The sequence below is a fragment of the Roseimicrobium sp. ORNL1 genome, from assembly GCF_011044495.1.
Classification (GTDB): Bacteria; Verrucomicrobiota; Verrucomicrobiia; order Verrucomicrobiales; family Verrucomicrobiaceae; genus Roseimicrobium.
Genome location: NZ_CP049143.1, coordinates 3,088,482 through 3,109,974, shown reverse-complemented (window position 1 = coordinate 3,109,974; position 21,493 = coordinate 3,088,482). Strand labels below are relative to the sequence as shown.

General features: G+C 59.7%; 8 protein-coding genes. 2 read left to right on the top strand and 6 right to left on the bottom strand.

Annotation, left to right across the window (positions count from 1 at the left end):
- Nucleotide 1 precedes the first annotated feature (1 nt).
- Together G5S37_RS12495 and G5S37_RS12490 are read left to right on the top strand one after the other, a co-directional pair.
- Complete coding sequence (locus G5S37_RS12495) at nucleotides 2-1,594, top strand: phospholipase D family protein (protein ID WP_165204357.1); 1,593 nt, start codon at nucleotides 2-4, stop codon at nucleotides 1,592-1,594.
- 164 nt (nucleotides 1,595-1,758) lie between these two features.
- Complete coding sequence (locus G5S37_RS12490) at nucleotides 1,759-2,772, top strand: L,D-transpeptidase (protein ID WP_165204354.1); 1,014 nt, start codon at nucleotides 1,759-1,761, stop codon at nucleotides 2,770-2,772.
- 297 nt (nucleotides 2,773-3,069) lie between these two features.
- Here the strand turns inward: G5S37_RS12490 and G5S37_RS12485 are convergent, their stop codons facing one another.
- The 6 genes from G5S37_RS12485 to G5S37_RS12460 all read right to left on the bottom strand — a co-directional run bounded on the left by G5S37_RS12485 (nucleotide 3,070) and on the right by G5S37_RS12460 (nucleotide 21,292).
- Nucleotides 3,070-3,297, bottom strand: a complete 228-nt coding sequence (locus tag G5S37_RS12485) for a hypothetical protein (protein WP_165204351.1) — start codon at nucleotides 3,295-3,297, stop codon at nucleotides 3,070-3,072.
- 98 nt (nucleotides 3,298-3,395) lie between these two features.
- On the bottom strand, nucleotides 3,396-3,887 hold the full coding sequence (locus G5S37_RS12480; RefSeq protein WP_165204348.1) for a DUF1269 domain-containing protein: 492 nt from the start codon (nucleotides 3,885-3,887) through the stop codon (nucleotides 3,396-3,398).
- 313 nt (nucleotides 3,888-4,200) lie between these two features.
- Nucleotides 4,201-5,613 carry a TolC family protein gene (locus G5S37_RS12475; RefSeq protein ID WP_165204345.1) on the bottom strand — a complete coding sequence of 471 codons (1,413 nt, stop codon included), beginning with the start codon at nucleotides 5,611-5,613 and terminating at the stop codon, nucleotides 4,201-4,203.
- 159 nt (nucleotides 5,614-5,772) lie between these two features.
- A complete protein-coding gene (locus G5S37_RS12470; protein WP_165204342.1) occupies nucleotides 5,773-7,122 on the bottom strand; it encodes an HlyD family efflux transporter periplasmic adaptor subunit in 1,350 nt (449 codons plus the stop codon).
- A complete protein-coding gene (locus G5S37_RS12465; RefSeq protein WP_165204339.1) occupies nucleotides 7,119-9,275 on the bottom strand; it encodes a type I secretion system permease/ATPase in 2,157 nt (718 codons plus the stop codon). The genes G5S37_RS12470 and G5S37_RS12465 overlap by 4 nt, the downstream gene beginning before the upstream one ends.
- Before the next feature lie 137 nt (nucleotides 9,276-9,412).
- The gene (locus G5S37_RS12460) at nucleotides 9,413-21,292 is read right to left on the bottom strand and encodes a VCBS domain-containing protein (RefSeq protein ID WP_165204335.1); all 11,880 of its coding nucleotides are present in this window, start codon (nucleotides 21,290-21,292) and stop codon (nucleotides 9,413-9,415) included.
- Nucleotides 21,293-21,493: the final 201 nt, after the last annotated feature.

Sequence of the window (21,493 nt, the reverse complement as noted above, 5' to 3'; positions counted from 1 at the left end):
AATGCCTCCTCTGAATCTCATGGGCTCCCGCCGTGCCTCTGGCCTCTTCTTCAACATGAATCGTCAGTTCGCGCTTGGCATCGCGGCGCTCACCCTTGCCTCATGCGCCGGACTTCCTGACACCTCTGGCCGTGTGCAGTCCTTCGCGCGTAAGGACACAGGGAACACCCGGGTGGCACACATGGCCCGGCAATTTACCACAGGGCATCCAGGCCAGACAGGCGTGCATGCCCTGGCCAAAGGTCCTGATGCGCTTGCCGCGCGACTGGCCCTCGCAGACCTTGCCGACAAGAGCCTCGATGTGCAGTACTATATCTGGCATAGCGATGAGTCTGGCGTGCTCTTCGTCACGAAGCTGCTGAAGGCCGCCGACCGTGGGGTGAAAGTGCGCCTGCTGCTGGATGACATCGGTACCATGGCATCTGACGAAGGACTGCAGGTGCTGGACAATCACCCAAATATTGAAGTGCGGCTCTTCAATCCCGTGACCCTGCGCTCGGCGAGGATGCTGGGAGCGCTGCTCGATTTCAAGCGTGCCAATCGCCGCATGCACAACAAGACCTTCATCGCGGACAATCAGGCCGCCATTGTGGGAGGCAGAAACATTGGCGACGAATACTTCGGTGCTCACGGGGACGTGAACTTCGCCGACCTCGACGTCGTCACCGTGGGACCAGTGGTGCAGGACGTGTCCCGCCAGTTCGATGCCTACTGGAACAGTCCCTCTTCCATCGGAATCTCCGCCCTATCCCAGAAGCACGAAACGCCGGAACAACTTGCCCTGCGCCGCAGTGCCTTCGAGGCAAAACTCACGCAGGCACAAGCTTCGCCAACTCTCGCCGCCGCGATAGAGAATCCGCTGTCCGCCAAACTCAGGAATGGAAACCTCGCGTTCCTTCCAGCCCGTGCCTGGGCCGTGTATGATGCGCCGGAGAAAGTCACCACCGCTGCCAATGACCGTGCCACGCATCTCGCACCACAGTTGCGCTCCATTGTAGATGACACGCAAAAGGTGCTGTTCGTGGTATCGCCCTACTTCATTCCAGAAAAGCAGGGCGTGGATCTCTTCAGCAATCTCAGGGCGCGTGGTGTGCGGGTCGTCGTTCTCACCAATTCACTCGCCTCGACGGATGTGGCGGCAGTCCATGCCGGCTACAAACGTTATCGCAAACCTCTGCTGCGCGCAGGTGTGGAGGTGTATGAACTCAAGCCGGTTGCCGGCACCGGTGGTGGCAGCGGCGGGTCTTCTCCATTCGGTAGCTCCAACAAGGCCAGCCTGCACGCCAAGACATTCACCTTTGACGAGCACACGACCTTCATCGGCTCCATGAATCTGGATCCACGTTCGCTCCGGCTGAACACCGAGATCGGCGTCATCATCGCCTGTCCGGAACTCGCCTCGGAGCTCACACGAAAGTCTCTCCAGGGCCTGGAGCGGCACGCCTACCGGGTACAGCTCGAAGGCGGGAAACTCGTCTGGATTGCCACCGAAGATGGGCACGAAGTCCGGTACACCACCGAACCCGCGACCACTGCCTGGCAGCGTATGAAAGTCAACCTTCTTGGCTGCCTGCCGCTGGAAGGCCAGCTTTGATCCTGCGAGGGTTCCTGACCGCAATTTCAAGCAGACCCCGCGGTACGACCAATGTCCGATGGACCATTGCAGTCTTCGTGCCAAAGTCGCCGCGGCTCCGGCAGCGCCCGCCAAGGAAGCCATAAGCTATTTCTCCCCTCCCGTTCAACCCCCATTCCCACACCATGCGGTTCTTGATTGCCACCACCATGCTCGTAGCGCTCCTGGGTTCTTCCCCGGCGATGGAGATGCCTTCCTTCCACACCAAGGGTTCCCCCACGGGCAGGCCCACAGGTGCATTGAAACCGGGTGAGTATTGGTTGAATCCCCAGGTCTCTCCGAGTGGCCCTGTCATGGTGCTGGTGAGCGTGCCCCAGCAGATGATGCACGTGTATCGCAACGGCATTCTCATCGGTCGCTCCACGGTGAGCACTGGGTCGCAAGGTCACTCCACCCCCGGCGGGGTCTTCACCATCTTGGAGAAAAACAAAACACACTACTCAAAGACTTACGACAACGCGCCCATGCCCAACATGCAGCGTCTCACCTGGAGCGGTATCGCCATGCACTCCGGAAACCTGCCCGGCTACCCTGCCAGCCACGGCTGCATCCGTCTGCCCTATGACTTCTCCCAGCAGCTCTTCCAGATCACTGCCAAGGGAGGCACCGTGGTGGTCGGCGATGGCAAGACACCCACACCGTACCTCGCCTCGAATCCCGGTCTGATGCTCGCGCCTACGGATTTCAATCCGGCGATGGTGCGTCCGCTGGGAAAAAATGACTATGAGTGGAAGCCCGAGCGCAGCACCAGTGGCCCCATCACCATGGTGGTGAGCGGCGCGGACAAGGCGCTGTACGTCTATCGCAATGGCAATCCCATCGGGCGCGCTTCCATCGAAATCAAAAGCGGTGGTTTCCTGGGCTCACGCAAGGAACTTGGCAACCATGTCTTCACCATGCTGGAAGGTACCACCAACAAACCAAGCTGGTGGGCACCCGGCCGCGCCGCCCGCAAGTGGATGCGCGTGACCAGCAGTGGCGCCAAGCTGGATGTGGACGACCTCGGCAAACGCCTGCGCGTGAATCCCGACTTCGCCACCAAGGTCTATGATGTCATCAGCCCCGGCACCACCGTCATCGTGACCGACCAGCCCGCCGTGCGTGACATCGTACGCAGCTCCAGGATTCTGGAGAACTAAGCGCGCGCAATTTCCATACAATCATCGTGGCGGTGCTCACATCACGCCGCCATGTTTTTGATGAATGGTCTGCACTTTGCGCCTTGGACTTCCCCCCACGGCTGGCATCGTCAGTGCTCAGTCTCCGAAGCTCCTCTGCGTCTCTGTGTTGAATCCAATGCAGCCCGCTCCACCCATCCTCCCCACAAAAACACCGGCCCGCACCCGGGCATGACACACTACATGTCCCAGTGCGAGCCGGCTCTGGATGCGGATGAATCGAACCCTCGATTCATCCACGCATCACACCCCCCGAAATTACAGACCCCAACGGCCGCGGCCCTTGTCACGTACCCCTTCCCGGCGGTCGAGACGGTTTTCATAGTGGTCACCAGGACCGCTCCAATGACGGCGATCATAGCGGTTCTCCGCGCGATCGACGCGATCTTCCACGCGATCCACGTGACCGGCCACACAGGAGGCAAGAGTGGAGGCTGCGAGAAGGACGCAGGCGAGCTGCACGCATTGAAGACATTTCGTTTTCATGGCTTGTGTTGGTTGAGATGAAATCAGAGCAGATGAATGGAAAGAAAGGGAATGGGGAGCTCTTTGGGAGAAAGGCTCCCTCGCCATGGCGCTGTGACTTACTTCCCTTCCATGAATTTTTTCAGCGCTTCTTCGTTATCCTTGGTGAGCGACGTTTGAATGACGTGGCCTTTCCCCGCGAAATCCTTCAAACCTTCCAGCACCTTGTCCGGCGTGGACTTGCGCACGAGCACGAACAACGCTGAAGAGTTGTCCTTCAGCGTCTCGCCCAGCTCCTTCATGAACTTGTCATCGATGCCGAGGTCCGAGAGCTTCCCGGAGAGAGCGCCGGAGCCGGCCCCCACCGCAGCACCGAGCAGCGGATTGAAGAACAACATCCCGATGAGCATGCCCCAGAATGCACCGCCGATGGCCCCGGTCGCCGTAAGGTTCACGGCCTGATGCAACTGCACCTTGCCTTTGTCATCACGGGTGACGACCACCGCGTCGTCCATTTCAATCAGATACTGCGTCTGCAATTTTGCGAGAGCAGCGCGCATTTCAAAAGCGTCTGTTGCGTTGTGGAATCCGACGACGACGAGATTGCTCATAGGAAAATAGAAGTGGGGTTAAGTTGCGAATGAAGCACAGCCCAAGATCGGCGGCATGGTGCCGCGATCTCGACGGGCTGTGCTGGTTACTCCATGTTGCCACGGTGGTTCCAGGGGGTCCATGAGCCTTTGGTCTTACACGAAAGGCTTGGAGGAACAGACACCCCGCTGAACGCGTTCTGGCTGAATAGCTCTCCCTAATATAGAAGAGAATGCAGTGGTGTGTCGCGCGGCAGGCGGACCAAGCCATGGCTCTGCCCTCTCCCACCGCGCGTCATGCACGCACTGCATGATTGGTTTGTCACCCCTGCTTCTACTTCGAAGGCCGCTGCCCGAGGGAACGCGCGTGTGCGAGTTCCACCGGTTCGGGAACGCGGTCACCCATGGGCCGCCCTGGGACTGGGGTGCTGCCATCCGGCTCGCGAGGAGTCGCAATCTGCTCCGCCCCGGCGGCGTATGTGATGAGTCCACTGGTGAAGTACAGGAGGCTGTAGCCCAGCTTCGCCTGGTCCCGCTCCTCATCAGCGATGCGGATGTTTGCCGAGGTGACTTCGTTTTGAATGTCCAGCATGCTTAGCAGTGGGCGCGTGCCGAGATCAAACTGCTCGCGATACAAGCCCACGGTACCTTTCAGGCTTTTGGAGTACTTCCTAAGCAGGTCAAGACGGTATCCGGCAGACGTATAGTCCGCCCAGTGAGCCGCCGCATCCTGGCGAAGAGTATCCAACACCTCCTGGGTGATGGCCTCCTGCCGCTCAATGTCTGCAGATGCCTGCTGAATCTCCGCTTTCCGGCGACCACCATCGAAGAGATCCCAGCTCATGACGATCATGGCACTTGCTGAGTTGTCCCGGCCCTTGATGCCATCGACGTCCTGACCCACTGTGCCCCGGCCCTCAAGGTAGAAACGCGGTGCGTACTTACCTTTCAAGGCCTCTTTCTGCAGAGCAGCCGCGCTCGACTGGTGCAGGGTGGCCAGGTAGTGCCAGTTCTGGTGGAAATCGAGTGAGTCAAAGGACTTCACCGTCGGCACTCGTGGCATGGCCAGTGAATTGGGGACCTGCTCACCGACCAGTCGCACGTACTTCGCTTCGGCCTGCTTCAGGGCCAGCCGGCGTTCCCGCACCAGATTGAGCGCCAGATTGTAGCGGGCATCGGAGAGATCCACGTCCGCCTGGGTACCGGCAGCTTCGGCTCGCTCTTTTGCCAGGCCCAGCACGCGGCTGTGCTCTGACACATTATTCTCCGCATACACAATCTGTCTCCTCGCGTGGATGATGTCCAGGAAGACACCCGTGACGGCATAGGCCGTGAGTTCGCGCTGTTCCTTCTCCAGCATCAGCGAGGCCTCGCGGCGTTGCTGGGCATCTTTGTAACGATTGGAAAAGTAGCCTTTCGACCAGATGAGCTGGCGTGCCACGAGACTGGCGCTCCTGCTGAAGAGCCACTCGTCACTGGCAGCGAGGCCATCGGAACTTCGATCCCGTCGCTCACCTCCTGCGGAAGCCTCCAGGAATACCTGGGGGCGCATATCCGCGCGCATTTCCTTCGCAAAGCCATCCGCCTGGATCACATCCGCGAAGATCTTTCGAACTGTGGGATCGTAAGTCAACGCCTTGGTGATGGCTTCCTTTAGAGTGATGCTCCCCCTGGGAGCACTCTCACCGCCCTCCCCTGCCCTGGCCGTCCCGAGGACCGCCACGCAGGTGCCCACTATCAGTGGCATTATCGTTTTCATGTTGTGCGTGCATGTTTGTTTTTGTCTTTATCACCTCCTGCATAAGGACAAAGCTCCGCCATGACGCTGGGTGGCATCCCGGTCGGCGTACCGTCTTGCGGCAGCCGTGTCGACCTGCGAGTCTTCAGCAGTGATGGTTTGTATCTCTCAGCGCTCGCGAAGGGCGCGCTCCTTCGCTCGATAAATCGGCGTGAGCAGATAGTTGAGGATTGTCTTTCTGCCAGTGATGATGTCTACCTCGGCAACCATGCCGGGAATGATGGAAAGCTCTCTGCCTTTTTTATCCATGCCCAAGGTATTCTTGTGCGTGCGCACACTGATGGGATAGTAGCTGGCCTCCTGCCGTGAGGCTCCGAGTCCCGCCGTGGTGCGTGCGGGTCTGCCGGGCTCATCCGTCACCGTATCTGCACCGATGCGCTCCACCTCTCCGTCCAACCCGCCGTAGATGGAGAAGTCATAGGCAGTGAACTTCACCCGCGCCTTTGCGCCCGGACTGAGGAAGCCGATGTCCGAGGGCTTGATGTAGGCCTCCAGGAGCAACGTGTCATCCAGCGGGACGATGGCCATGATGTCCGCACCACTCGGCACCACACGACCGACGCTGTTGATGTAAATCTTGTTCACGATGCCGCGCACCTCAGAACGAATCACCGTGCGATCGAGCCGGTCCTTGTCCCGCTTGATGGCCTGCATCACCGACTCATACTCCACGCGATCCTTGTCCAGTTGCTCCATGGCGAGGCGCTCGAAGTTCGAATTTAAAGTCTGCAAGTCCCCCACCACCGCGGCAATCTCCTTCTGGGCGCGTATGATCTCAATCGGTGACACGGCGCGGGTCGCAGCACCTGTTTGCAAGAGATCTTCTTCGCGACGCATCAGTTTGAGCCGGCTCTCCAGACTGGCCTGAGTGGCGAGCCGGTCGGCCTTGCGTTTTTCGAAAAGCTTGCTCTCCGTCGCCACCAGATCCTCACGCACGCCGGGAGGGAAGACGACACCAGGCGCCCGCTCCGTCTCTGCCTGCAGCCGCACCAGGCGCGCCTCCAGCACCTCGCGACGCGCCACGTTCTCCTGATAGTTCGAGGCGAAGATAACATCACGAATCCGCACCAGTGGCTGGCCTATTTCCACCGTCTGTCCTTCCTCGACATTCAGCTCTTCGACAAGGCCGCCTTCCAGACTCTGGATGATTTGCACCGCTTGAGAGGGAATCACCTTTCCATGACCTCGGGTTACCTCCTCGATCTCCGCCTGCGAGGCCCACCACACGAAAAGTCCCACGCAGCCGACTGCCAGCCAGGGACCGAGCGCACGCAACTTCCGCCCGCGACGGCTGAGCAGCACTCGCGCTCCGCTCACGAAATCCGCGTCCTCATTCTCCACAATCTCGCGTCGCTTCCTGGTGTCCCCGTGCGTGGAGTTGCGCCGCATGTCAGATGCGCGCCAGCCCTTGCGAGCGCTCGCGTCCTGACCGTCCCTGAAATGTAGTACCGTGCTCATACTCTGGATGCGCGAACTTGTGGTTGTGCGGCAAGTGGATGCTGTGCCCGTGCCTTGTCATTGAGCTGCTCAATGGCATTCTCTGAAGGACCATCATGATGCACCTTGCCCTCATGCAGGATGATGACGCGGTTGGTGAGCTTGAGGAGGTTCGACTTGTGCGTGGACACCACCAGGGTGCGTGCAGGATCTCCCGCGAGGTAGTTTCCCAGACAGTTCATGAATTGTTGCTCGGCCTGCAGATCGAGGCTGGCGGTGGGTTCATCCAACAGCAGCATCTTGGGCCGGCGGACCAGCACACGCGCGAGGGTGAGTGCCTGTCGTTGGCCACCGGAGAGCAGGGAACCCTGCTCTCCCACCTGGGCATGGATGCCTGCCGAATTCCTCACCACGAAGGAGGCCAGCCCCACCATCTGCACGGTGTCCATCACCTGTTCATCAGTGATGTTCCGCGCACCCAGGGTGATGTTATCCTTCAGCGTGCCGGAAAAGATGGCGGCATTCTGCGGGAGATAGCCCACGTGCTCACGGATCACCGCGGGGTGATACTGAGCCATGGCTATGCCATCCAACGTGATCTCTCCTGAGCTGGGCTCATAGATCTTCGTCATGAGCCGCAGCAGCGTGCTCTTCCCTGACCCCATCCGGCCCAGCAGCGCGATCCTCTCTCCTTGCTCGATGCGCAGCGAGAGATCCGCAATCGACGGCATTGTCTGCCCCGGGTAGGAAAGGCTCACATGATTGAAATCATACGTGGGCTTGAAGGAGCGCTTCTGGATGAACATCCTGTCCTCCGCCGTTTCCCGTGGCATCGCCATCATGGAATTCAATCCACTGAGGGCATGCAGGGCCTGCTGGAGCCGTGTCATCAATCCAGCCGCCATGGCCAGCGGTGTCATGATGCGGCCACCGAGCATCACACAGGCAATCATGCCGCCGAGGCTCATCTCGCCTTTCTGAATCTGATACACCGACACCACGACGATCGCGATGGAGGTAAGATTGATGATGGCCTTCGTGGTGGAGTCACCAAGCAGGGAGTACCAGTGCGAGCGCACCTCCTTGCGTGAGGACTCCGTCACCGCGCGCTCAAACTTCGCGAGAAGGGCCCCCTCGGCATTCGAGGCCTTCACCGTCTCCAGGCCATTCACCGTTTCGGAGACCAACGTCTGCCGCTCCAACCCGGACTCCGAGCCTCCCACCACAGAGCGCCGCAATGCCGGCTGAATCAACATCTGGAACAAGATGGTGATGGAAATCGAGGCGATCATGAGCCAGCCAATCACCTGCCCACCGAGGAAGAAGGTGGCCGCGGTCATCAGGATGGCGAAGGGCACATCCGCCAGTGCAAGCAACGAGGCGGAGACGAAGAAGTCGCGCAGCACCTCATAAGACTTCGCACGCCCTGCGAGCGAGCCTGAAGATGCAGGACGCGCGCGCATCTCCAGCGAGAGGATCTGGAGGAACAAGTCACTGGCCAGCACCCTGTCCAGTTCGCGGCCACTCTCCTTCAGCACAAAGCCACGCATCAGGCGCATGAGATACTCGAACAGAAAGATGGCAGCCACACCCGTGGCCAGCACCCACAACGTCTCCTCCGCACTGTTCGGCACGACACGGTTGTACACCAGCATGGTGAAGAACGGCAGGGCGAACGCGAAGAGATTCACGAGGAAGGACGCTGGCAGCAGTCGCAGGTAGTCCCCGCGGAACTTCCACAGCGTGCTCCAGAACCAGCGGCGTCTCTGCGCTGCATGATCCAGTTCCCCCGCCACGCCCAACACCGAGGCGAAGTCATCGTGGCGGCGCAGCAAGATGGCATAACCTGAGTAGGCCACGCGCAATGCACGCGCATTCCCTGAGAGTACCGAGCCCGAGCCATCCATGGCTTCGTACTCGATGTCCCCTGACCTGCCCGGCAGCAGCACGCCAACACTCTCATCCTTCATCAGGAGGATGGCTGGGAGAATCGGCCGTGCGAGTTTGCGAAGCTTCCGCTTGGTCACCTGAATCGTGAATCCGGCTGCGTGCGCAGCTTTCTCAAAGACTCTCACGGTGAGTTTTCCGGACGGTCCCACAGGCAAGCCTGCAAGCACCACCTCCGTATTGAACTCAACGCCATGCCACTCCGCGACGCGCGCGAGGCAGCTCAAAAGCGGATCTGTGGGCTCATCAGCATCCGCGCACGGTGGCGCGGATATGTCGTGAGGCTGCGAAACGTATTGGTCGACCATAAGACCAGGAGTGCGTGTGTGAGTATGGATGATGCGAGTGCTCTCCCGCCCGTCGATTAAGCGACGGCTGCGGGAGCATCTTCCGGTGCCGCCACGGATTCCGGGACGGAAACTGCCTGGTGTTCCGGCATGGGGGCTGCCTCTTGTTCCGGCGTGGGTCCACCATTGGAACCCGAATCTGCCAGTTGGGCAGAGTTTGAAGAATCATGAGCGCCAGAGCCGCCGCCGCTATCACCTCCACCTCCACCGCCGTCCTGAGTTGGAGCACTGGCGGGCTGGGCTGACACAGGAGGCAGCAGAGCTTCCACGGTATCGTGGTCTGCTGCGAGCAGTCCTTGGGGAGCGTCACCTTGCGGCTGGGAGAAGACCGAGAAGGTCGCATCTTCTGCGATGCTGGTGGTGCCGTCTGTATGCGTCACCACCGACTGGCCATGCACCTGCACTTCACCATTGGCGGTGGTGTGGGCTATGGCATCGGTAAACAGGGAAATACTTTGAATGCCTGCATCCGCCATGGTGTGGAACTCACCTGTGTCACTCACACCATTGCTGTTGGCATCCTGCCAGATGCCGAGATTGGCGAAGACACTATCATGGGAATCCAGCAGGCCGTCATGATTGTCATCGAAGTACATGCGGAGCGCCTCCATGTCCGTGTGCGCATCCGGATGTCCCTGGGTGAAGACGAACTCGCTGGAATCATTCACCTGATGATCCCCATTGCGATCGTGCACCAGGACGGCGTCTTCATGAGACACCCACGAGACCTTGTCCGCCACATGGTCCCCGTTGAAATCGAATTTCACGTGATTTGCCGGATCATCGTGTGTCAGGTAGTGCACGCCATCGCCATTCAGGTCCAGCGCCACAGGCGGTGCCGGCGCATTGAGCGTGATATTGATGGGATTGGTGGAGATGGTCGTATCACCATCCGCATCAGTCAGCGCCACCTGGAAGCTCATACCTACCTGCGGGACGTTGATGACTTCCGCGGAGTAGGCAAGGCCCCCGATGTCAAACCTATCACCTGTCAGGTCCGCATTGATCACTCCATGAGCGCCCGATATGGGGTTCTCAATTTCCAGCCGATTGTACCCAGCGCCAGATGCCGTGACCAGGATGGTGTCATTCACATCCAGTCCGGTGACAAGATAGCCACCGGCCCCATCATTCACCAGCGAGCCAAGGGCCAGGGACGTGGTGGTATTGCTGCTGGCATCAAACCATTGCAACGCTGTGATGGTATTAAGCTGCGTGTCTCCGGTATTCAACGCCACCGCATCAGCGACAGTGTTGGCACCACCGGGATCATTGTTCGCATTGTAAATCCGGACCCAGAATTCGATATGATTGGGACCACCATTGTTGGTCTGTGATATCGAGAACAGGAAGTTGTTTACATTGTAATGGGCACCGTAGTTGTACGTGCCACCAGTGGTTGATGCTCCAGTAACAAAATCAATACGGAGATTTTCCGTATCATTCATGGACTGGTTGTCCACACCTATGCCTTGCTGACTGGTATTCACAGTCGAGCCACCTGTAGCGATGTTGGTGGTACCATTGGCCGCACGAGTGTACGAGGAGAACAGCAGATCCTGGTCAATGCTCACGCCCAAGGGGTTTTGCAGCACCGGGAATTCATTGTTACCCGACTCCACGTTCCCGAAATTCGTTATCACCACCTGCTGCGTGACGCCGATGGGATTGAGCACATTCACCTGATAGGTATCCTGCGCCACATTGGTCGGGTCATGGTTCAGAGTGACATTGAAGACCTGCGTGGCCCCCATAGCCCCCGGAGCCCCATTGACCCATCCTTGCAGCTGATCTGGCGTGGCGGCATTCGCGTCATGGTTCACCAGGTACAGCTTGATGGGCGAACCACCAGAACTGAGATTCACCGTGTTCCCACCAATGACGCCCGTGGCCTGCTGGCCATTCGTGATATTCGCAAAGGCGATGGTGCCGGGCTTGTCAGCACCCATGTTATTGTCCACATTGCCATCCCCATCAAGCAGCGGCAGCGGAAGGTCGGAGGAACTGGAGGCGCCGGCGGCATTCACCAGAATCTCCGTCTGCGGCGCGATGTTCACCGGCGTGTCATCATTCACCGTCAGGGAGAGCGAGCCATCCACAAAATCTCCATCCGCATCGGTGACGCGGTAGTTCAGCGTGAAGTTGGCATCATTCTCATTTGCCAGCAGCGCATGGAGGATGGCCGCATTCTGCACCACGGAGTAGGCACCGGTGCTCGAGTTCAGATTGATCGTGAGCACCGTGGTGGCGCCCTGCTTCACCAGCAGGTTGTTGGCAGAGACCTGATAGGTGAAGCCCGCAGGCGCTCCCGTGTTCAGCCAGGCAATCGAACCGCCATCCGCACCAAAGCTGTGGGCCACCGTTCCCGTGGCATTGGCCGGAGCCAAGTCGCCGGTGCCCCCCGGATTCCCACCCGCACCCGCCACATCATCATCGTCTACAATCACCGCGGCATTGCTGCCGGCAGTGGCGCTGTCATCCTCGATGGTGACGGTCAGCGAGGTCGGCACGGTGGTGATGCCGTCCGAGACATTCACATCAAAAGCGAATACGAACAGGTTCTCGAAATCTCCCGGCGCATGGTCAATATGGCCTTGCAATGTGACAGTAAAGGCGCCCGCGTTGTTGATCACCACATCCAGTATCGGAGTGGCACCCACGCTGCCCACCAGGTGATTCGTTCCCCCACCCACCCACGTGACATTCACTCCCCCCGAGGTGAAAGTACCCAGCGGAGGCGCCACCAACGTGACGGTGAGAGGCTGCCCATCAGGATCCGAAACGGAAATGCTGCCGGAAGCAGTGGCGCTGTTCGTGCCATCCGTAGGATTCCCCACCGTATCCGGGTTCGCTCCCAGGAGACCTTCCTCAGACACCAGAGCTGTGCCCGTGCCGACCAGCGGTGCGTCGTTCGATCCAAAGATGGTGATGGTCAGAGTGGCGGAGGCACTGTTGGCGCTGCTATCGTTGGCGGTGTAGTTGAAGACATCCGTGATGGTCTCCCCTGCTTCCAGCCCCTGCACGGTCGCATTGGCATCATTGAGGATGTAGTTGTACGAACCATTGCTGTTCAGCGTCAGCGTGCCGTAGAGACCTGCGATGGCGACACCCACATTTGCCCCACTGCCATTGACCATGCTCACCGTCAGCGGCTCGATGTCCACATCCGTATCCGCGATATCGCTGAAGGAACCACTCGGAGCGCCCGCGTGCGGCAGCGTCTGGAGCACATTACCGCTGGCATCCGCGCCGTCTTCTTGTGCCCAGTTCGTATCCGCATTGGCCACCGGAGCGTCGTTCGTGCCGAAGATGGTGATGGTGAGTGAAGCCGAGGCACTGCTGGCGGTGCCATCGCTCGCGGTGTAGGTAAACGCCTCCGACAGGGTCTCTCCCACATCCAGTGCCTGCACGGCAGCGAGCGCGTCATTCAGGATGTAGTTGTACGAACCATTGCTGTTCAGCGTCAGCGTGCCGTAGAGGCCAACGATAGCGGCCCCCACATTTGCCCCACTGCCATTCACCGTGCTGACCGTCAGCGACTCCACATCCACGTCGGTATCCGCAATGTCGCTGAAGGAGCCACTCGGCGCTCCTGCATGCACCAGCGTCTGGAGCACATTGCCACTGGCATCCGCTCCGTCTTCCTGCGCCCAGTTCGTATCCGGATTGGCCACGGGTGCGTCGTTCGTGCCGAAGATCGTGATGGTCAGCGTGGCTCCTGCACTGGCCGTGCCGTCGCTGGCCGTGTAGTTGAAGACATCGGTGATGGTCTCGCCATCATCCAGCGCCTGTACAGAGGCATGCGCGTCATTCAAGATGTAGCTGTAGGTGCCGTTGCCGTTGAGGGTCAGCGTGCCATACGTGCCCGCCACCGCGTTGCCCACATTGCCAGCCACCCCATTCACCGTACTCACCGTGAGTGTCTCGATGTCCACATCGGTATCCGCGATGTCGCTGAACACACCACTGGGGGCACCTGCGTGCGCCAGGGTGAGCAGCACATTGCCGGTGGCATCAGAGACGTCTTCCTTGGCCCAATTCGTATCCGCATTCGCGACCGGAACATCGTTCGTTCCGAAGATGGTAATCGTCAATGTGGCTCCCGCGTTGGCCGTCCCATCGGTCGCGGTGTAGTTGAAGACATCCGTCAGCGTCTCGCCATCATCCAGTGCCTGCACGCTCGCGTTGCCATTGTTAAGCACGTAGTTGTAGGTCCCATTGCCATTGATCGTCACCGAGCCATAGGTCCCTGCCACCGCATTGCCCACATTGCCCGCCACGGCATTGACCGTGTTTACAGTCAGCGGCTCAATATCCACATCGGTGTCCGCGATGTCGCTAAACACACCGCTCGGGGCGCCTGCGTGCGCCAGGGTGAGCAGCACATTACCCGAGGCATTGGCCACATCCTCCTTCGCCCAGTTGGTATCCGCATTGGCCACCGGCGCGTCATTCGTCCCGAAGATGGTAATGGTCAGCGTGGCGCCCGCGTTGGCCGTGCCATCGGTCGCGGTGTAGTTGAAGACATCCGTCAGCGTCTCGCCCTCATCCAAGGCCTGCACGCTCGCGTTGCCGTTGTTGAGCACATAGTTGTAGGTCCCATTGCCATTGATTGTCACCGAGCCATAGGTCCCTGCCACCGCCACGCCCACATTGCCCGCCAGGCTGTTGACCGTGTTCACAGTCAGCGGCTCGACGTCCACATCGGTGTCCGCGATGTCGCTAAACACGCCACTGGGGGCTCCCGCATGCGCCAGGGTGAGCAGCACATTACCCGAGGCATTGGCCACGTCCTCCTTGGCCCAGTTCGTATCCGCATTGGCCACCGGCGCGTCATTCGTTCCAAAGATGGTGATGGTCAGCGTGGCGCCCGCATTGGCGGTACCATCGGTCGCGGTGTAGTTGAAAACATCCGTCAGCGTCTCACCCTCATCCAGGGCCTGCACACTCGCGTTGCCGTTGTTGAGCACATAGTTGTAGGTCCCATTGCCATTGATCGTCACCGAGCCATAGGTCCCTGCCACTGCCACGCCCACATTGCCCGCCACGCTATTGACCGTGTTTACAGTCAGCGGCTCGATGTCCACATCAGTGTCCGCGATGTCGCTGAACACACCGCTGGGGGCACCCGCATGCGCCAGGGTGAGCAGCACATTACCCGAGGCATTGGCCACATCCTCCTTGGCCCAGTTCGTATCCGCATTGGCCACCGGGGCGTCGTTCGTGCCGAAGATCGTGATGGTCAGTGTAGCGGAGGCGCTGTTTGCCGTGCCATCATTGGCCGTGTAGCTGAAGACATCCGTGATAGTCTCACCCACATCCAGTGCCTGCACCGCCGCATGTGCATCATTGAGGATGTAGCTGTACGCTCCGTTGGAGCCCAGGGTGAGCGTGCCATACGTTCCTGCCACTGCGATGCCCACATTACCAGCCACACCATTCACGGAACTCACTGTCAGAGGCTCGACATCCACATCCGTGTCCGCGATATCGCTGAATGCTCCACTCGGCGCGCCATTGTGTGCCAGGGTCTGCAGCACATTGCCACTGGCATCCGCTCCATCCTCCTGCGCCCAGTTCGTGTCCGCATTGGCTACCGGGGCATCGTTCGTGCCGAAGATGGTGATGGTCAGGGTGGCCGAGGCACTGTTGGCCGTGCCATCACTCGCCGTGTAGGTGAACACATCGGTGATGGTCTCACCATCGTCCAGAGCCTGCACTGAGGCATGTGCATCGTTCAAGATGTAGCTGTAGGCACCATTAGAACCCAGCGTCAGCGTGCCATACGTGCCCGCCACCGCGATGCCTACATTGCCTGCCACACCATTCACCGCACTCACCGTGAGCGGCTCCACATCCACATCGGTATCCGCGATGTCACTGAACACCCCACTCGGCGCTCCCGCGTGCGCCAGCGTCTGCAGCACATTGCCAGCAGCATCGGAGAAATCCTCCTTGGCCCAGTTGGTATCCGCATTGGCCACCGGCGCGTCATTCGTCCCGAAGATGGTAATCGTCAGCGTGGCGCCTGCGTTGGCGGTGCCGTCCGTGGCGGTGTAGTTGAAGACATCCGTCAGCGTCTCGCCCTCATCCAGGCCCTGCACAGCTGCGTTGCCGTTGTTGAGCACGTAGTTGTAGGTACCATTGCCATTGATCGTCACTGAGCCATAGGTCCCTGCCACGGCCACGCCCACATTCCCCGCCACGCTGTTGACCGTGTTCACAGTCAGCGGTTCGATGTCCACATCGGTGTCCGCGATGTCACTAAACACGCCACTGGGGGCACCCGCGTGCGCCAGGGTGAGCAGCACATTGCCCGAAGCATTGGCCACATCCTCCTTGGCCCAGTTGGTGTCCGCATTGGCCACCGGGGCATCGTTCGTGCCAAAGATGGTGATGGTCAGCGTGGCCCCCCCGTTGGCGGTGCCGTCGGTCGCGGTGTAGTTGAAGACATCCGTCAGCGTCTCACCCTCATCCAGGGCCTGCACGCTCGCGTTGCCATTGTTGAGCACGTAGTTGTAGGTGCCATTGCCATTGATCGTCACCGAGCCATAAGTCCCTGCGACCGCCACGCCCACATTGCCCGCCACGCTGTTGACCGTGTTTACAGTCAGCGGTTCAATGTCCACATCGGTATCTGCGATGTCACTAAACACGCCACTGGGGGCACCCGCGTGCGCCAGGGTAAGCAGCACATTACCCGAGGCATTGGCCACATCCTCCTTCGCCCAGTTGGTATCCGCATTGGCAATCGGCGCGTCGTTCGTTCCGAAGATGGTGATCGTCAGCGTGGCCCCTGCATTGGCCGTGCCATCGGTGGCGGTGTAGTTGAAGACATCTGTCAGCGTCTCACCCTCATCCAGGGCCTGCACGCTCGCGTTGCCGTTGTTGAGCACGTAGTTGTAGGTACCATTGCCATTGATCGTCACTGAGCCATAGGTCCCTGCGACCGCCACGCCCACATTGCCCGCCACACTGTTGACCGTATTCACAGTCAGCGGCTCGATGTCTACATCAGTGTCCGCAATGTCACTGAACACACCGCTTGGTGCTCCTGCATGCGCCAGGGTAAGCAGCACATTGCCCGAGGCGTTTGCCACATCCTCCTTCGCCCAGTTGGTATCTGCATTGGCCACCGGGGCGTCATTTGTCCCGAAGATGGTGATCGTCAGCGTAGCCGGCGCCGAATTGGTGCTGCCGTCGTTGGCCGTGTAGGTGAACACATCCGTGATGGTCTCGCCTACGTCCAGGGCCTGCACCGCAGCATGCGCATCATTCAGAATGTAGCTGTACGCACCATTGGATCCCAGGGTGAGCGTGCCATACGTACCCGCGACCGCGTTGCCCACATTTCCCGCCACGCCATTCACCGTGCTGACGGTGAGAGGTTCCGAGTCCGCGTCCGTGTCTGCGATGTCACTAAACACACCACTGGGAGCGCCATTGTGCAGCAAGGTCTGCAACACGTTGCCGCTGGCGTCCGACACGTCTTCCTGCGCCCAGTTGGTATCCGCAATGGCAACCGGGGCGTCGTTCGCCCCGAAAATGGTAATCGTCAGTGTCGCCGCTGCCGAGTTCGCACTGCCGTCGTTGGCGGTGTAGCTGAATACATCTGTAAGCGTTTCTCCCACATCCAGGGCCTGCACCGCCGCATGTGCATCATTCAAGATGTAACTATACGCACCATTGGATCCCAAGGTCAGCATGCCATACGTGCCCGCCACTGCGATGCCCACGTTGCCTGCCACGCCATTCACGGAACTCACCGTCAGCGGTTCCACATCCACATCTGTGTCTGCAATGTCACTGAAGACACCACTCGGCGCACCATTGTGTACCAGGGTCTGCAGCACGTTGCCACTCGCATCCGCTCCATCTTCCTGAGCCCAGTTCGTATCCGCATTGGCCACCGGGGCGTCATTTGTCCCGAAGATGGTGATCGTCAGCGTGGCGCCCGCGCTGGCTGTACCATCCGTAGCGGTGTAGTTGAAAACGTCCGTGATGGTCTCACCATCATCCAGAGCCTGCACTGAGGCATGTGCATCATTCAAGATGTAGCTGTAGGCACCATTGGAACCCAGCGTCAGCGCACCATACGTGCCCGCCACTGCGATGCCCACATTGCCAGCCACGCCATTCACCGCACTCACCGTGAGCGGCTCAATATCCACATCCGTATCCGCGATGTCGCTGAACACACCACTGGGAGCGCCCGCATGCGCCAGCGTCTGCAGCACATTGCCGGTGGCATCGGAGACATCCTCCTTGGCCCAGTTGGTGTCCGCATTGGCCACCGGGGCATCGTTCGTTCCGAAGATGGTGATGGTCAGCGTGGCTCCCGCGTTGGCGGTGCCGTCGGTCGCGGTGTAGTTGAAGACATCCGTCAGCGTCTCACCCTCATCCAGGGCCTGCACGCTCGCGTTGCCGTTGTTGAGCACGTAGTTGTAGGTCCCATTGCCATTGATTGTCACCGAGCCATAAGTCCCTGCCACCGCTACGCCCACATTACCCGCCACGCTGTTGACCGTGTTTACAGTCAGCGGCTCGATGTCCACATCAGTGTCCGCGATGTCACTGAACACGCCGCTGGGAGCACCTGCATGCGCCAGGGTGAGCAGCACGTTGCCCGAGGCATTGGCCACATCCTCCTTCGCCCAGTTGGTGTCCGCATTGGCCACCGGCGCGTCATTCGTTCCGAAAATGGTAATGGTCAGCGTGGCGCCCGCGTTGGCCGTGCCATCGGTCGCGGTGTAGTTGAAGACGTCCGTGAGTGTCTCGCCATCGTCCAGGGCCTGCACAGCCGCGCTGCCATTGTTGAGCACGTAGTTGTAGGTGCCATTGCCATTGATCATCACCGAGCCATAGGTCCCTGCCACCGCCACGCCCACATTGCCCGCCACGCTATTGACCGTGTTTACAGTCAGCGGCTCGATGTCCACATCCGTATCCGCGATGTCGCTGAATACACCGCTGGGTGCTCCCGCATGAGCCAGGGTGAGCAGCACATTGCCCGAAGCATTGGCCACATCCTCCTTCGCCCAGTTGGTGTCCGCATTGGCCACCGGCGCGTCATTCGTTCCGAAAATGGTAATGGTCAGCGTGGCTCCTGCGTTGGCCGTGCCATCGGTCGCGGTGTAGTTGAAGACGTCCGTGAGTGTCTCGCCATCGTCCAGGGCCTGCACAGCCGCGCTGCCGTTGTTGAGCACGTAGTTGTAGGTGCCATTGCCATTGAGTGTGAGCGTGCCGTGTGTGCCAAGCACTGCGGCTCCCACATTGCCTGCCACGCCGTTGACCGTGTTCACAGTAAGTGGCTCAATGTCCACGTCAGTATCCGCGATGTCACTGAATACGCCGCTCGGGGCACCCGCATGCGCCAGGGTGAGCAGCACATTGCCCGAAGCATTGGCCACATCCTCCTTGGCCCAGTTGGTGTCCGCATTCGCCACTGGGGCGTCATTCGACCCGAAGATGGTGATCGTCAGCGTGGCTCCCGCACTGGCCGTGCCATCGGTCGCGGTGTAGTTGAAGACGTCCGTGAGTGTCTCGCCATCATCCAGGGCCTGCACATCGGCATGACCGTTATTGAGCACGTAGTTGTAGGTACCATTCGCATTGAGTGTCACCGAGCCGTAGGTCCCGGCCACGGCCGCGCCCACACTCCCCGCGCTACCGTTGACCTCACTCACCGTCAGCGGCTCAATGTCCACATCGGTATCGGCGATGTCACTGAACACGCCGCTGGGTGCTCCGTTGTGCGCCAGGGTCAGTAGCACATTGCCCGAAGCATCGACCACATCCTCCTTCGCCCAGTTCGTGTCCGCATTCGCCACTGGGGTGTCGTTCGACCCGAAGATGGTGATCGTCAGCGTGGCTCCCGCACTGGCCGTGCCATCGGTCGCGGTGTAGTTGAAAACATCAGTCAACGTTTCACCATCATCCAGGGCCTGCACATCGGCGTGACCGTTATTGAGCACGTAGTTGTAGGTGCCGTTCGCATTGAGCGTCACCGAGCCGTAGGTCCCGGCCACGGCCGCGCCCACATTCCCCGCGCTACCGTTGACCTCACTCACCGTCAGCGGCTCAATGTCCACATCGGTATCGGCGATGTCACTGAACACGCCGCTGGGTGCTCCGTTGTGCGCCAGGGTCAGCAGCACATTGCCCGAGGCATCGACCACATCCTCCTTCGCCCAGTTGGTATCCGCATTGGCCACCGGCGTGTCGTTCGACCCGAAGATGGTGATCGTCAGCGTGGCTCCCGCACTGGCTGTGCCATCGGTCGCGGTGTAGTTGAAAACATCAGTCAACGTTTCACCATCATCCAGGGCCTGCACATCGGCGTGACCGTTATTGAGCACGTAGTTGTAGGTGCCGTTCGCATTGAGCGTCACCGAGCCGTAGGTCCCGGTCACGGCCGCGCCCACATTCCCCGCGCTACCGTTGACCTCACTCACCGTCAGTGACTCACCATCCACATCGGTATCCGCGATGTCGCTGAACACGCCGCTGGGTGCTCCGTTGTGCGCGAGGGTCAACAGGACATTGCCGCTCGCGTCGGACGCATCTTCCTGCGCCCAGTTGGTATCCGCATTGGCAATAGGCGCATCATTGGAGCCAAAGATGGTGATCGTCAGTGTGGCACCAGCGTTGGCATCACCATCGGTCGCAGTGTAGCTGAAGACATCTGTCAGCGTCTCGCCGTCATCAAGGCCATCCACCGTGGCATTTTGAGCGTCGAGCACATAGTTGTAGGTGCCATCCGCATTGAGGGTCAGCGTGCCGTAGGCGCCGGCCACAGCAACTCCCACATTGAGCGCGCTTCCATTGACCGAACCAACACTCAGCGGCTCGATATCCACATCGGTATCCGCCACATCACTGAACGGACCGTTGTTGGGCGCTCCATTGTGTGCCAGCGTCTGCAACACATTGCCGCTGGCATTGGACACATCCTCCTGAGCCCAGTTCGTATCCGCATTGGCCACCGGGGCATCATTGGTACCGAAGATGGTGATCGTCAGCGTGGCCTGGGCCGTCTGCCCCGTAGCGTCTGACACGGTGTAGAAAAATGTCTCTACCAGGCTCTCTCCTTCGTCGAGCGCTTCGGGAGCTGGATTGTTCTGATTGAGGGCATAGATGTAGGACCCATTCGCCTGGATGATCAGCGTGCCGTACTGCCCTTGCACCGTCACTCCGTTGAAGCCCAGCGCAGCTCCCAGCGCTCCCTGCACACCGGCCTTCACGAGCGTTAAAAGACCGCCTTCGGGTTCCGAATCGGCCACATCCGAGAACGGGCCAATGTTCTTGTACAACCCATGAATCAAATTCTGCAGCACATTCCCCGCGGCGATGGAAGGCGTGATGTCCGACTCGATGATGAAATTGGAGTCATCAACCGCGCTTGGAGGAAGATCCACGGGAGGCGGTGGGATGATCACCGGCGCCACGTCAGGCGCAGGCGGTGCCGGGGGTGCGACCGCGGGTTCCGACTCCGCGACCGGTTCCTTGAAGAGGTCAGCATTTTCCTGCTCCACGTCGCGCAGTGGCAGGCCATAGGGCCCCATCCCAGCAAAGTCGAGCGGACTGTCTTCGTACGACGCGCGCCACAGCATGAACTCATCCACCGCCGCACCATCCATCACGGAATTGATGCTCACCTGCTTGAGTTGGTCCAGGTTGTTGCCGTCCTCGGGCACCAACACCACGAAAGTCCCATCCTTCCACTGAATCACCACGCCATCCGCCAACTTTGTGACACTGGCGGGCGGTTCGCCGTCTCTCGAAATCTGAACGTTACCTTGAAGCTGAACCGGAATGCGGGCTTCCGATTGGACATCCACGTTTTTGGTCTCGTGCCTCCCTGTTGAGGCATTGGACTCGGTGATTGAAATCTTCATGGCGAGTGGTCATAGGTGGGCCTGAGGGTGCGAGGTTCGCCATTCACACAAGTGCGACGCAGATATGCAATGACGCGAAGACGCGCGATCACGCGTGTTGTGACAGGAACGATAATCCGAACCGAATTACTGACTCTCCAGTGTGTTACTGAAACTGTTGCGGGGATTTACCGACGAAGGAACTAAGGGATTAGCTCCATG

Excerpts from the sequence above, each read along its gene's own strand:
- G5S37_RS12495 (WP_165204357.1), top strand. The coding sequence starts at position 2 with ATGCCTCCTCTGAATCTCATGGGCTCCCGCCGTGCCTCTGGCCTCTTC.
- G5S37_RS12490 (WP_165204354.1), top strand. The coding sequence starts at position 1,759 with ATGCGGTTCTTGATTGCCACCACCATGCTCGTAGCGCTCCTGGGTTCT.
- G5S37_RS12485 (WP_165204351.1), bottom strand. The coding sequence starts at position 3,297 with ATGAAAACGAAATGTCTTCAATGCGTGCAGCTCGCCTGCGTCCTTCTC.
- G5S37_RS12480 (WP_165204348.1), bottom strand. The coding sequence starts at position 3,887 with ATGAGCAATCTCGTCGTCGTCGGATTCCACAACGCAACAGACGCTTTT.
- G5S37_RS12475 (WP_165204345.1), bottom strand. The coding sequence starts at position 5,613 with ATGCCACTGATAGTGGGCACCTGCGTGGCGGTCCTCGGGACGGCCAGG.
- G5S37_RS12470 (WP_165204342.1), bottom strand. The coding sequence starts at position 7,122 with ATGAGCACGGTACTACATTTCAGGGACGGTCAGGACGCGAGCGCTCGC.
- G5S37_RS12460 (WP_165204335.1), bottom strand. The coding sequence starts at position 21,292 with ATGAAGATTTCAATCACCGAGTCCAATGCCTCAACAGGGAGGCACGAG.